The 13,776-nt window shown below is 59.9% G+C and carries 12 protein-coding genes; 9 read left to right on the plus strand and 3 right to left on the minus strand.

What is annotated here, in order from left to right:
• Positions 1–94: 94 nt before the first annotated feature.
• Positions 95–790 carry a pirin family protein gene (locus HU759_RS14780; RefSeq protein WP_169985964.1) on the minus strand — a complete coding sequence of 232 codons (696 nt, stop codon included), beginning with the start codon at positions 788–790 and terminating at the stop codon, positions 95–97.
• A gap of 220 nt (positions 791–1,010) precedes the next feature.
• Here HU759_RS14780 and HU759_RS14785 point away from each other — a divergent pair, with 220 nt between their 5' ends.
• Positions 1,011–3,458 (plus strand): UvrD-helicase domain-containing protein, encoded by a 2,448-nt coding sequence (locus HU759_RS14785; RefSeq protein ID WP_186616919.1) that lies wholly within the window; start codon positions 1,011–1,013, stop codon positions 3,456–3,458.
• Positions 3,459–3,597: 139 nt separating this feature from the next.
• On the opposite strand, the gene HU759_RS14790 is transcribed toward HU759_RS14785, so the two are convergent.
• Complete coding sequence (locus HU759_RS14790) at positions 3,598–3,870, minus strand: DUF1652 domain-containing protein (protein WP_026013572.1); 273 nt, start codon at positions 3,868–3,870, stop codon at positions 3,598–3,600.
• Between the two features lie 256 nt (positions 3,871–4,126).
• On the opposite strand from HU759_RS14790, the gene HU759_RS14795 reads away from it, so the two are divergent.
• From HU759_RS14795 to HU759_RS14810, 4 genes are read left to right on the plus strand one after another with little or no spacing between them, the layout of a single operon-like run.
• Entirely contained in the window at positions 4,127–4,933 is an 807-nt protein-coding gene (locus HU759_RS14795; protein WP_017135582.1) for a helix-turn-helix domain-containing protein, read from the plus strand.
• A gap of 49 nt (positions 4,934–4,982) precedes the next feature.
• The gene (locus tag HU759_RS14800; RefSeq protein WP_186616917.1) at positions 4,983–6,389 is read left to right on the plus strand and encodes an FAD-dependent oxidoreductase; all 1,407 of its coding nucleotides are present in this window, start codon (positions 4,983–4,985) and stop codon (positions 6,387–6,389) included.
• A 26-nt stretch (positions 6,390–6,415) separates the two neighbouring features.
• Positions 6,416–6,757, plus strand: coding sequence for a cupin domain-containing protein (locus tag HU759_RS14805; protein WP_176992238.1), 342 nt, complete (start codon positions 6,416–6,418; stop codon positions 6,755–6,757).
• Between the two features lie 60 nt (positions 6,758–6,817).
• The gene (locus HU759_RS14810) at positions 6,818–7,897 is read left to right on the plus strand and encodes a polyamine ABC transporter substrate-binding protein (RefSeq protein WP_186616915.1); all 1,080 of its coding nucleotides are present in this window, start codon (positions 6,818–6,820) and stop codon (positions 7,895–7,897) included.
• Positions 7,898–8,026: 129 nt separating this feature from the next.
• Here HU759_RS14810 and HU759_RS14815 read toward each other — a convergent pair whose 3' ends face one another.
• Complete coding sequence (locus HU759_RS14815; protein ID WP_099549791.1) at positions 8,027–8,812, minus strand: helix-turn-helix transcriptional regulator; 786 nt, start codon at positions 8,810–8,812, stop codon at positions 8,027–8,029.
• A 200-nt stretch (positions 8,813–9,012) separates the two neighbouring features.
• Between HU759_RS14815 and HU759_RS14820 the strand changes: the two genes are divergently transcribed.
• From HU759_RS14820 to HU759_RS14835, 4 genes are all read left to right on the plus strand, one after another.
• Complete coding sequence (locus tag HU759_RS14820; RefSeq protein WP_186616913.1) at positions 9,013–10,377, plus strand: APC family permease; 1,365 nt, start codon at positions 9,013–9,015, stop codon at positions 10,375–10,377.
• Between the two features lie 9 nt (positions 10,378–10,386).
• A complete protein-coding gene (locus HU759_RS14825) occupies positions 10,387–11,490 on the plus strand; it encodes a P1 family peptidase (RefSeq protein WP_099549790.1) in 1,104 nt (367 codons plus the stop codon).
• A 368-nt stretch (positions 11,491–11,858) separates the two neighbouring features.
• Positions 11,859–13,307: a serralysin family metalloprotease gene (locus HU759_RS14830; protein ID WP_170037105.1), complete on the plus strand. Its 1,449-nt coding sequence runs from the start codon at positions 11,859–11,861 to the stop codon at positions 13,305–13,307.
• A 49-nt stretch (positions 13,308–13,356) separates the two neighbouring features.
• Positions 13,357–13,725: a protease inhibitor Inh/omp19 family protein gene (locus HU759_RS14835; protein WP_170037108.1), complete on the plus strand. Its 369-nt coding sequence runs from the start codon at positions 13,357–13,359 to the stop codon at positions 13,723–13,725.
• The last annotated feature ends 51 nt before the right edge of the window (positions 13,726–13,776 follow it).

A 13,776-nucleotide genomic window follows, 5' to 3' on the forward strand; every position in this document is an offset into this window, starting at 1 on the left:
CCTGCGATTGCATCAACTCTGTGTACCTGATGTACCGAGTTGTGCGCATCGCAGGCAAGCCAGCTCCCACAGTTGATTGGGTTCAGGCTGAAGGTCAGGCCAGATCTACCAGGACGATTTCACTGTCTTCAACCGCTGTTACCCGCAACACCTGCTCATCTTCAACCGCCACACCGTCTCGCGCTTGCGCACGCAGGCCATTGACTTCAATCACCCCCGTCGCCGGCACCAGATACGCCCGGCGCCCGCTGTCCAGCCGATACTCGGCGCTTTCCCCAGCCTTCAGGTTAGCCGCCACCAGGCGTGCGTCCGCCCGAATGCGCAAGCTTTCAGTGTCACCGGCCTTGCCGCTGGCCAGGGTCACAAAACCCTCGCGATTGCCCTTGGGAAACGGCTTGGCACCCCAGGAAGGCGGCAGCCCGGCTTCATTCGGGATGATCCAGATCTGGAAAATCTTGGCGGGCATGGCTTCCAGGTTGTATTCGCTGTGGGCAATCCCGGTGCCGGCACTCATGACCTGAACGTCGCCCGCTTCGGTGCGGCCTTTATTGCCAAGGTTGTCGGCATGGCTGATGGCACCTTCACGCACATAGGTGATGATTTCCATGTCGCGATGCGGGTGCTGCGGGAAGCCCGTGCCGGGCGCAATGATGTCGTCGTTCCACACCCGCAGGTTGCCCCAGTGCATGCGCTTGGGGTCGTGGTACTCGGCGAAGGAAAAGTGATGATGGGCGTCGAGCCAGCCATGATGGGCGCCGCCCAGGGTAGTGAATGGTCGAAGTTCAAGCATGATGGGTCTCCTGTGGATGGTGGCTATCATCCAGCAGTACATGATCGATAAAAAGCGTAAAAAATGCCGGATTCCAATCTGTTTATTCGATTGATTGCTGGCGTTTTGACTTTTACTTCATCGCCTAACTGCATGACAACAAAGCAATTGGCTGGAACTGCGCGCCGATTCCGGCGACCATGGCACCTTCGCCAAAACCAACCTCATCGCTGGAGTCCGCGTGCCGCAACAAACGCCCGATCTGCCCCCCGAACTGCGTCCCCTGGCAGAAATGCCCCTGCTGAAACGGCTCGCCGCCCGTTTGTTTGGCCATGGCCTGACGCGTTTGCGTGCCCAGCATCGGTTTTCCTGGCTGCACGGCCAGGCGGACGGCTTTCGCAGCGGGCACGAAGCCGGCGTGGAATATGGCTATCGCGAAGGCAAGGCCGACGGCCTCGAGGAAGGTCGGCAGGTGTTGCTGATCCGCGACTTTCGCCCCGACGAGCACCGCGCACCGGGGGTGGATGACAGCTTGTTCGACGATTGGCGCTTGCCACTCACGGCCGACGTGAAGAAGCGCATGAAGGCTGACGTAGCACGTCTGCTACCGGCCCACGCCCAGCCCAGTGCCGCGCAATGGAAGATGATCTTCAGTGACACCCCCTCGACCTCAGTGATTGCCGGTGCCGGGGCGGGTAAGTCCACCTCGCTGGTGCTGCGCATCCTCTTGCTGAACCACTATCTGGGCTTTGAGCTGAGTTCGATGACCGTGGTGACCTTCACCCGCGAATCGCGCAAAGACTTCATCAACAAGCTCATGGAAATTCTCGGCCTGTGGGGCCAGCCCCTTGGTTTCAAAGAAGCCCAGGCCGTGGTGCGTACCTTTCATTCGCGCATTCTGCCGATGGTGCGCAGCCTGCCGGGCTTCGAGCGGCTGCAAGCGTTTGAAAACCTCAGCAGCGGTTTCGACGATGCCGACAGCAACCCCTTCGACCTGCGTATCAGCGACGCCCAGCGCCAACAGATGAACACCTGTTATCACCGGCTGCATGGCCGCCATGCGCGCTTTCGCGAGCTGATCGCACCACTGGCCCGCCATGGCCTGCAACTCAAGGAACTGGAGCGCGACCACCCCGACGTGCAGAAACGCATCGCTGTCACCGAACTGGCAGCCAAGCGCGATGAAGAACTCTGCGACGTGATCGAGGACCTGTGGTTTCGCGCCGGCGCCTGGCCGATCAAGGGCATAGAGCCCAGTCGCCAGACCTTCGAAATCAATGGTGCGCAATTTCACTGCCACGGCTACATCCCGGAACTGGATGCCTGGGTAGTACTGGGTTTTGATCCGCGGGAAAACGCTCAGATCAGCCGGCCAAATTCAAAGCTTTCAGTGCGCGCTGAGTGGGCGGTAAAGCGCACCTTGTTTCAAGCTTTCTGTCGCAAGCCATTGATATGGATCGATAACTACGAATCATCAAAGCGCCTTTTAAGCAGCCTGGCGGGCGATGCCAGCGCCGGGCCTGGATTTGATTACAAGGTCAAGGGCGAGCTGGCCTCGGCGCCGCTGTTGGACAGTTTCGTGATGGCGGCCGGGTTTATCGAGAATCTCGGGTTGGATGTGCCAACGGCTGTGGGCCAAATGAGCTTCGCCAAGGACGACCCGGACCGGGGCTACTTTGAAGCCTTGAGCATTTTCTGGAAGGCGCTGGAAGATCATTTGCTCGATCAATCGCCGCCGATCATGACCTATAACCGCATGTTTTCGCTGTTCGGTGAGAACACCCCGGAGAACCTCAAGCTGCTCAGCGATCCACTGCTACGGCCGATGTCGCACCTGATGATCGACGAGTTCCAGGACGTATCGCCGCAGATCGTCTCGTGGATCCGCGCCAGCCTGCGCGAGATTCGCAGCCGTGGCCCGGCGATGCACGTAGGGCGCGGGGCGCAACGCTCGTCGTTGCTGTGCGTGGGTGATGACTGGCAGTCGATCTACGGCTGGCGCGGCAGTTCACCCAAGTACTTCATGGCGTTCAACCAGGAATTCCCGTCACCCAGCACCACCCGCGTGATGCTCAGCGAGAACTACCGCAGCCACCAGCACATCATCGACGCCGCCGAACATGTGGTGCGCGCAGCCCCGGCGATCCCTGGCAAGAAGGCCAAGGCCAGTGGCGAGCCCAAGGCTTTGGTGCCCGTCGTGGTGCTGGAACGGGACGACGCCGCACTGGGGCGGCAGTTGCTGGAGCACTATCAGCGCGGTAATACAGTGCTAATGCTTTATCGAAAAAGTAGCGATAAGTTATTGATACAGGAGCATATTCAATCTGTAGTTAATGTGGATTCTAGCTTGCAGCCACAGGATCGCCGACTCAAACAGCTGACTTATCACAGTGCCAAGGGCCTGCAAGCAGACGCGGTATTCCTGCTCGGGGATTGCCAGCACGTCACCAGCTCGCCTTACAAAAACCAGGTTTACCGCATGGCGGGCCTGGGCAAGGACGGCGACAGCGAGCCCTACGACAGCGCGCAGAAAGACGAAGTGCTGCGCCTGGCGTATGTTGGCATTACCCGGGCGGTGAGCCATTGCTATTGGTATGTGGAGAAGCCGGAAGGCCAGGGCGTGAACGTGCCAAGGGCTTCGGAGCGGGTTGATGGGCGCAAGGCGTTTTTTGATGACCGACGCAGCTAGCAGCTAAACACAGTACCCAATGTGTGGGCGGGCTTGCCCGCGATAGCAGTAGATCAGTTGGCAACCTTGCAAACTGACACTCCGCCATCGCGGGCAAGCCCGCTCCCATATTGGTTAAGATTTACCTGTTAAATCGGGTTCACGCCCGCAACGACAGCGGCGGCACAAAACACTCCAGCTCATCCTCCACCGCTTCGATGATGCGCTCCACATCGGCCGCATTCATCACCGTGGCGCAAGGAATGCCGGCAATCGCGATCAACGTCTCGCCGCTGGCCCGGTCGAACAGGCGCGCAACCATACTGCCGGGGGCGTCCATACTCCCCTCGAAGCCCATCGGATGAAAATGCCAGCGCATCAGCTGGCAGGCGTTGGGAAATGTCACTTTGTTCATGTTGCCCACCTTGTTCATTGAGCGCTTCCTTTAGCTCGCGGCAGGGGGCCATGGCCTTCACTGGTCGTGGCATCAAGACCTTCAAAATAGCATTCGTTCGCAAGCGCGCGGTGACTTTTTAGGGGCCGTTCGGCAGTTCTTTAGCGATCATATGACGTGGATCATTTCTTACTCAAAACCAGGCAAAAGGCCATTAGTCAGAAGTTCCAATTGACCATTGAATGCCGCCGGCAAATTCGGCAATCTCCCAGGCATTCCCGCCGCAGAGCCTTCCATGCAGCCCGTCTTGAGTGAAGAGTACGAACAAACCCAAGCCACCGGCGATCTGGTGTTGCGCCATCACCTGTGCTGGCGCCATCGCGACCTGGATGGCGTGATGTCCTACTACCACCCCGACATTCAGTACCACGACTTTTTCCAAAACCGCGTGGTGGGTCAGGCCGAGTTGCGCGAGTACCTGCAAGCCAGCATGCCGCGTGGCGCCGACGAGGCGATTGAGCACATCGACCGTATTCGCGCCGACGGCGATACCGCGTTTATCCAGTACCGCATTACGCTGCGCGGCGGCCAGGGCCTGGTGTCATTTCGCACCAGTGAGGCGATTACCGTGCGCGATGGGTTGATCTGGCGCGTCAACGAGTACGCCTCCCTGGTGCATGAGCAGCCGACCCAAACCCTGCGCCCGACAGTCAGCCGCCTGGGCCTGTCGCCCCAACAATTGGGGCATATGGCCAAAGATCTGCAGCAGTACTTCGAACTCAAGCAACCCTATCTCGACCCGGAGCTGGACCTGCAACGTGTGGCCAATGAGTGTGGCTACAGCCGCAACCAGATTTCCTACCTGCTTAACCAGGTGCTGGGGCAGAGCTTCTACCGTTACGTCAACCAGGCCCGGCTCCAACACCTGCTGGCTGCGCTGGACAAGGCTGTGCCGCCGATAAAGGTCGATGACCTGGCCTTTGCCGCCGGTTTTAATTCGCTGTCGGCGTTCTACAGCGCGTTCCGCCAGCACACCGGGCAATCGCCCAAGGCCTACGTCAAACAAATTTCTCTGCGTGCACGCGCGCAAGACAGCCCATAACGCCGCGCTCTAGGATCCAGCCTATCGAAATGAGGTTGGGGAGCTTGGCATGCCGGCATGGCGCAACATCAGTTTATGGATGGACCAGTTGGACGACCCGCTGGTGGCGCGGCCGTCCCTTGCGCACGACCTGGACGTCAATGTGGCGATTATCGGCGCCGGCTACACCGGGTTGTGGACCGCCTACTACCTCAAGCGCCAGGCCCCGGAGCTGAAGATTGCGATTATCGAAGCGCAGACAGCAGGCTTCGGTGCGTCTGGCCGCAATGGCGGCTGGCTGATGGGCAACCTGTTGGGCGAAGACCGCCTGCTGGCCGGCCTGTCAGCGCAACAACGGCGCGCCTCGTTTGACCTGTTGCATGGCATCCCCGACGAGGTTGCCCAAGTGCTGGCCCGTGAAGGCATCGACTGCGACTACCGCAAAGGCGGCGTGCTGTACTGCGCGGCGCGCTACCCGGAGCAGGAAGGCAGCCTGCGCCGTTACCTGGACACGCTCCACGCCCAGGGCCTCACCGAAGCGGACTACCGCTGGCTGAGCCCGCAACAGCTGGCCGAGCATATCCGCATCGCCAAGCCGTATGGCGGTATCTATGCGCCCCATGTCGCAACCATCAACCCCGCCAAACTGGTACGCGGCCTGGCGCGGGTGGTGGAGAGCATGGGCGTGACGATCTATGAAAACAGCCCGGTCACCCATTGGCAGTCCGGCAGCGTGCGCACGGCCAATGCCAGCGTGCGCGCCGCGTGGGTAGTGCCGGCGGTTGAGGGTTACGCCACCACGTTGCCGCCGCTGGGGCGCTATCAGTTACCGGTGCAAAGCCTGATGGTCGCCACTGAGCCGTTGCCGGCCAGCACCTGGGATGAAATTGGCTTGAGCCGAGGCCAGGCCTTTGGCGAAAGCAGCCGCCAGGTCACCTACGGCCAGCGTTCGGCGGATGACCGCCTGATATTCGGCGCCCGTGGCGGCTATCAGTTTGCCGGCAAGCTGCGCCACAACTTCGACCTGACCACCAGCGAAGTGGAGCTGCGCCGCTACCTGTTCAGCGAACTCTTCCCACAGCTCAAACACGTCAGGATTACCCACTCCTGGGGCGGCAACCTCGGCATGTCGCGCAACTTCCGGCCGCACATGCTCTGCGATCACACCACCGGCATCGCGCTGTCCGGTGGTTATGGCGGGGAGGGCGTAGGTGCCACCAACCTCGGAGGCCGCACCCTGGCCGATATGATTCTGGGCCTCGATACGCCGCTGACCACCCAGCCCTGGGTGATTCGCGAGCGTGGCCTGGACGCGCTCAAGGCCTGGGAGCCCGAACCCTGCCGCTGGCTGGGTTACAACGCGATCATTCGCAGTTTTGTCCATGAAGACCAGGTGCTGGCCAACCCCAACAGCGCGCCGTGGCGGCGCAAATTGGCGACCGGCGTGGCCGGGTTCATGGAAGGTTTCATGCACTGAGACGTTTCACTCACACGGGAAAACCCATGAGCATCACTCACTTCAAAGACGCGCTGAACGCCCACCTGCCGGACTCGTCACCGGTGGCCGTGCCCTTGGGCGAGCCTATCGCCGTAGCCTCGACCTTGAGCGTGGAGCGCAACGATGGCGTCGAAACCGGCATTTGGGAATGCACCCCAGGCCGCTGGCGTCGGCAGATCAAATCCCAGGAGTTTTGCCACTTTATCCAGGGCCGCTGCACCTTCACCCCCGACAACGGTGAAGTCGTTCACCTACAAGCCGGCGATGCACTGATGTTGCCGGCCAACAGCACCGGTATCTGGGACATCCACGAGACCGTGCGCAAGACCTACGTGTTGATTCTGTAACGCTTTGATCCTTGATCGCCTGCCATAAAAACAGCCCTAAAACCGCCAGGAAATCGAACCATGAAAGCCATTGCCCTGTTGCCCATGATGTTGGTGGCCTCTATCAGTCAGGCCGCCGAGACGGTGAAGATCTACAACTGGTCGGACTACATCGCGCCGGACACCACCAAGAACTTCCAGAAAGAAACCGGCATCGGTTTTACCTACGACGTATACGACAGCAACGAAACCCTCGACGGCAAGTTGATGACCGGCAAATCCGGCTATGACGTGGTGTTTCCGTCCAACCACTTCATGGCTCGGCAGATCCAGGGCGGCGCCCTTAAAAAACTCGACAAGAGCCAGCTGCCCAACTGGAAAAACCTCAACCCGGTGCTGCTCAAGGCTCTGCAAAACAACGACCCGGGCAACGAGCATGGTTTCCCGTACCTGTGGGGCAGCACCGGCATCGGCTACAACATCGACAAGGTCAAGGCGGTGCTCGGCGACAACGCGCCGGTGGATTCCTGGGACTTGATCTTCAAACCCGAGAACATGGCCAAGCTGCAAAAATGTGGCGTGGCGATTCTCGACAACGGCCCGGAACTGCTGCCGGCGGCGCTTAATTATCTGGGCCTGCCGCCCCACAGCAAGAAGGCCGAGGACTACAAAAAGGCTGAAGGCCTGTTGATGAAAGTGCGTCCGTATGTGGCCTACTTCCATTCCTCGAAGTACACCGCCGACCTGGCCAATGGCGACATCTGCGTGGCTGTCGGCTTCTCCGGCGACATCCTGCAGGCCGAAAGCCGCGCCAAGGAAGCCAGGAACGGTGTGAATATCGGCTACAACATTCCCAAGGAAGGCGCCGCGATCTGGTTCGATATGGTCGCCATGCCCGCCGACGCCCCGGATGAAAAAGCCGGTTACGCGTTCATGAACTACCTGCTGCGCCCGGAGGTGATGGCAAGCATCACCAACTACGTGCACTACGCCAACGGCAACGCGGCGGCTGACAGCCTTGTAGACCCTGCAATCAAGGCCGACACCAAGGTGTACCCAAGCCCGGAAATGATGGGCAAGTTGTTCGCCCTGGAAGCAATGCCGCTGAACATCGACCGGATTCGCACGCGGGTGTGGAACACCATTCGTACCGGACGCTAGGGGTTACACCGAGCCCCTGTGGGAGCTGGCTTGCCTGCGATTGCGACCTGTCCGTCGGCTAGTGGGTGACTGACACACCGCTATCGCGGGCAAGCCCGCTCCCACATTTTGACTGTGCAATGCCGGTTTTCAGGGATTTTCCAGATCATGCCCCAACGACTGGATAAACAACGAAAACAGCTCCGGCTGCGACGAAATATCCAGCTTTGCGTACAGGTGCCGCCGATGCACCTTGACCGTGTCCGGCGAGATTTTCAAACGCTCGGCCATGGCCTTGGACGAGAACCCACGCAGCACCAGGCGCGCCACTTCCAGCTCGCGCTCCGACAGTACACCGCTGCCAAAATGGCTCAGCGCATCGCGAATCTGCGTGTCCATCGCCGGCGCACGCTGGGTGCTTTGCTGCCAGTGCTGCTGCATCAACGGCAGCACCCAGGCCGCCAGTGTGGTCATCAACCCGGTCTCTTCAAAGTTGAAGCGTCGCTGCATGCCCAGCGACAAAGACAGCGTGCCTGTACCGGGTAACTGCAGAATGAATTGCACCTCGTCTTCCAACACGTTGTCGTGGAAGTAGTTGAGGAAGTATTCACTCTGGCGAAAATGGTCCGGTGCCACTTCCTCCAGGCGATACACGCCGCTGGCATAACCTTCGCGGTAAGCCTGGTAAAACGGGTCGATCAGGTACAGGCCATTGAGGTACACCAGCATCGAGGCCGGTTTGCTGCTGGGCTGGGCGTCGTATTCTTCCAGGGCCACGGGCGGGCCATCGAGGGGGTAAAAAATCGCCAGGGCGTTATCGAACGGCAGGCATTGGTGCAGCAACAGCACCAACTGCTTCCAGAAGTGCTCGGTGCCCAGGTGTGCGACGGTGCGGCCCAGGCCTGCGTGCATGCCGACCTCTCTGAACAGGCTCATAAACACGGCTCCAGCCCTCAATAGATCAGCCAAGGGTTCGGCTTTTGCCGAGTATCGTCAAGGGGAGTACGCCAATAGGGGAATTGGCCCGCATAAACACAGCGTTTACTTTGCCGTCATCCAGCGAGAAACATATCTCGCAACCGCCCGACTTTTTTCGTTTCTGCCTCCTACCAAAAATAACGACAGAGGATAACGATATGAGTGCTTCCCCCGCGCCAGACGGCGTGCTCAAGCCAACGCTGAGTGTTTTCGATGTGGTGGCCATCACGGTTTCGGCGGTAACGCCGGCCAGCTCCGTATTCGTGATTGCGCCGTTTGCCATCCAGCAGGCGGGCAGTGGTGTGTTCATGGCGTTTGTGATGGCGGCCTTGCTCGCGCTGATGTTCGCCTTCTGTTACGCCGAACTCGGTCGCGCCCATAACAGCGCCGGTGGTGAATATGTGTATGCCAAGCGAGTGTTTGGCGGCATGGCCGGTTATGCGACGTTTCTGACGGTGCTGGTGATGCTGTTGTTTATCCCGCCGGTCTTGGCCACAGGGGCCGCGACGTACCTGAATAACGCCCTGGGCACAAAATTCGACTCGCAAACCGTCGCCCTGGTGATCGTGGTGTGCAGCTACGCCCTGGGCATCCTCAATATCAAGCTCAATGCCTGGATTACCGGCACCTGCCTGCTGTTGGAAGTGGCGGCGTTGCTGGTGATCGTGTTCATCGGCTTTGGTCATCCCGTGCAGCCCGCCAGCGTGCTGTTCCAGCCGCAGATCGTCGAAAACGGCGTGCTGCACCTGGCGCCCTGGGCCCTGGTAATTGGCGCCGTCGGCATCGGCCTGTTCTCGTTCAATGGGTATGGTCCTGCGGTATTGCTGGCCGAAGACATGAAGTGCGGTGGCAAAGGCGTGCACAAAGCGGTGCTGTGGTCGCTGGGGTTGGTGGTGGTGATCGAGCTGGTGCCGATCACGGCACTGCTGATCGGCGCGCCGTCGCTGAGCGCGATGATCAGCAGCCCTGACCCGATTGGCTATCTGCTGACCAGCCACGGCAATGAAACCCTGTCACGCCTGGTCAGTGCCGGGATCTTCCTGTCGGTGTTCAACGCGATTGTCGCCATCGTCATCCAGATTGGTCGAGTGGTGTTCAGCAGCGGCCGCGATGCGCTGTGGACGCCGCGCATCAACGCGCTGTTCACGCGTATTCACCCGCGCTGGGATTCCCCATGGCTGGCGACGCTGTTCCTGGCGGTGCCTTCGGCGCTGTTGAGTTTCAGCTCGAACCTGGCGGACCTGACGTCCTTCAGTGTATTGCTGATCATCCTGGTGTACCTGGTGGTGGCGTTGAGCGCGCTGATGAGCCGGGTGCTGCTGCGTGATCGCGAGCACCCTTATCGCATGCCGTTATGGCCGCTGCCGGCAGTGCTGGCGGTACTGGGCGCCGGTTACCTGCTGGTGACCCTGATCGCCGCGGCGTCGGTGCGCGACATCATGATCATCATCGGCTTGCTGGCCTTGTCGGTGATTTTGTATTGCATCACTGGCCGGACGAGTCCGGCGTTTCAGAAATTGTAAGGAGTGGGTATGCGAGCACGTCAACTGGGCATTACGTTGGGGCTGGGCACGCCCGGCAAATTGAATGCCATCACCGATGTTCCCGGTGTCCGGGTGGGGCACGCCACGCTCAAGACCAGCATCGACGGCAAGCAGGTGCGCACCGGCGTCAGCGTGATCCAGCCGCGCGCCGGGGAGGCGCGACAGCAACCGTGTTTCGCCGGCTACCACGTGCTCAACGGCAATGGCGACGCCACCGGCCTTGAGTGGATCAGCGAAGCGGGGCTGCTGACCACACCCATCGCTATCACCAACACCCACAGCATCGGGATTGTGCGTGACAGCCTGATTGCCCTGGAGCGCGAGCGCCTGGCGGACCCGGCGGTGTACTGGTGCATGCCGGTGGTGATGGAAACCTACGACGGCCTGCTCAACGATATCTGGGGCCAGCACGTCAAGCCTGAACATGTGCGCCAGGCGCTGGACGCGGCCGAGGGCGGCCCGGTGCAAGAGGGCGCCGTCGGCGGCGGCACCGGCATGATCTGCCATGAGTTCAAGGGCGGCATCGGCACGGCATCCCGGCGTGTGCCAGAGGAGCAGGGCGGTTGGACCGTCGGCGTGCTGGTGCAGGCCAACCATGGCAAGCGCCAGGAGCTGCGCGTGGATGGCTACCCGGTCGGGCGCCAGTTGATGGACATTCCATCACCCTTCGCCGAGCGCGGCACGCCGGGCATGGGTTCGATCGTGGTGATCATCGCCACCGACGCGCCGTTGCTGCCCCATCAATGCCAGCGCCTGGCGCAACGCGCCTCCATCGGTATCGCGCGCACGGGCGGCGGTACCGAGGATTCCAGTGGCGACCTGTTCCTGGCCTTCGCCACCGGCAATCACGGCCTGCCACCGGCAGATTACGGGCGCAAGGACCTGGCACTCAGCAGCGTATTGCGCATGGTCAACAACGACCATATTTCGCCCTTGTTCAGTGCCGCCGCAGAGGCGGTGGAGGAGGCGATTATCAACGCGATCCTGGCGGGCGAGGACATGACGACGGAAGACGGCATCACGGTGCCCGGACTTGCCGACGAAGTATTAATCGGCGCGTTAAACAAGTGCGGCTGGAGTCTGTCCCGGTAATGGGGGGCACGCACTTTAATAGTGCGGGTGGTGGCTTTTTAATATTGAACTATGACACCGTGTCAATATATTGGATCCATTATTAAAGAGGGCCGCTCAGCAAGAGCGGCTTTACCGCTATTTAATATTTAAATAACAGTCGGCGGCGATTTGCGGCGCTAGCGCAATTACCCCCAGCAAACGCTGTGTGCGACTTCCTTAAGTTGAATCTACGTCACATTTTTGTTGCGGAAATATTTGTAGACGAAAGATTTCAAGTTGTGTCAGTTTCGATACGCCTTCAAAAGAGGCGAGTGATAGGACGATCCTCGCCCGCGAGGTTCCTATCGAACAAAGACTGATGCACTTGCAAACAAGGAAGTACGTTTATGTCAAAAGTAAAAGACAAAGCTATTGTATCTGCCGCGCAAGCCAGCACTGCTTACTCGCAAATCGATAGCTTCAGCCATCTGTATGACCGTGGCGGTAACCTCACGGTCAATGGAAAGCCCTCGTTCACAGTGGACCAGGCCGCCGACCACCTGTTGCGCGAGAATGCTGCGTATCGGGACATTGATGGCAACGGCAAGATCGACCTCACCTACACCTTCCTGACCTCGGCTTCCTCGGCCACCATGAACAAACATGGCATCTCCGGGTTCAGCCAGTTCAACACCCAGCAGAAAGCACAGGCCGCATTGGCCATGCAATCCTGGGCGGATGTGGCCAACGTCACCTTCACCGAGAAATCCTCGGGCGGTGACTTCCACATGACCTTTGGCAACTACAGCAGCGGCCAGGATGGCGCAGCGGCCTTCGCTTACCTGCCTGGCACCAATGCCAAGTACAACGAGAGCGGGCTGGACGGTACTTCCTGGTACCTGACCAACAACAGTTACACACCGAACAAGACCCCGGACCTGAACAACTATGGCCGGCAGACCCTGACCCACGAAATCGGGCACACCCTGGGCCTGGATCACCCTGGCGACTACAACGCCGGGACCGGCAACCCTTCGTACAAAGACGCGGACTATGGACAGGACACGCGTGGCTACAGCGTCATGAGTTACTGGAGCGAGAGCAACACCAACCAGAACTTCAGTAAAGGCGGGGTCGAAGCCTATTCGTCCGGCCCGCTGATCGACGACATTGCCGCGATCCAGAAGCTCTACGGCGCCAACTACGCCACCCGCGCCGGCGACACCACCTACGGTTTCAACTCCAACACCGGGCGTGACTTCCTCAGCGCCACGTCCAATGCCGACAAGCTGGTGTTTTCGGTATGGGACGGTGGCGGCAACGACACCCTGGACTTCTCCGGTTTCACCCAAAACCAGAAGATCAACCTCAATGAGGCCTCGTTCTCCGATGTTGGCGGCCTGGTGGGCAACGTGTCCATCGCCAAGGGCGTTACCATCGAGAACGCGTTCGGCGGTTCGGGCAATGACCTGATCATCGGCAACAACGCCGCCAACATCATCAAAGGCGGTGCCGGCAACGACATCATCTACGGCGGTGGCGGTGCGGACCAACTATGGGGCGGCGCCGGCAATGACACCTTCGTGTACGGTGCCAGTTCCGACTCCAAGCCGGGTGCGGCGGACAAGATCTTTGACTTCACCTCCGGTTCGGACAAGATCGACCTGTCCGGCATCACCAAAGGTGCAGGCTTGAGCTTCGTCAATGCATTCACCGGGCATGCCGGCGATGCTGTACTGAGCTATGCCTCGGGTACCAACCTGGGCACCTTGGCGGTGGACTTCTCCGGGCACGGCGTGGCGGACTTCCTCGTCACCACCGTCGGCCAGGCAGTCGCCAGCGACATCGTAGCCTGATGTAAAGCGCGCGGCGCCCCGGCGCCGCGCTCTCAGGATGGAGCAGCAGATGCCGCGTTTTTCCCATTTGATCGCCTGTGCTTCACAGGTGTTGTTCGTTTCGGCAGGAGCCCACGTCATGGCGAGCAGTCTGGTTTTACCCACCACCGCGCAATTGGCCGGCCATTGGCAATTGCAGCAACAGGACCAGGTGTGTGCACTCGACCTGTTGGATGAGCCCAACGCCGTGGCCGGTGATGTCGCCTGCGCCGAGCTATGGCTGAGGGAAAAGCCCCTGACTTGGTTGCCGACCCCGGACGGTATCTGGCTGTTTAATGCAGAGGGCAGCGGGATTATTCATTTGAATCGCGAGAAAGACGGTGAATACAAAGGGCGCACGCCTTCAATACCGGAAGTTGTGCTGCAACGAACACCCTAATTAAAAAGTTATAAGCTTATAACAAGAGTTTAATAGTTGGCCGCCCACTTC

Source organism: Pseudomonas sp. OE 28.3, assembly GCF_014268205.2.
Classification (GTDB): Bacteria; Pseudomonadota; Gammaproteobacteria; order Pseudomonadales; family Pseudomonadaceae; genus Aquipseudomonas; species Aquipseudomonas edaphica.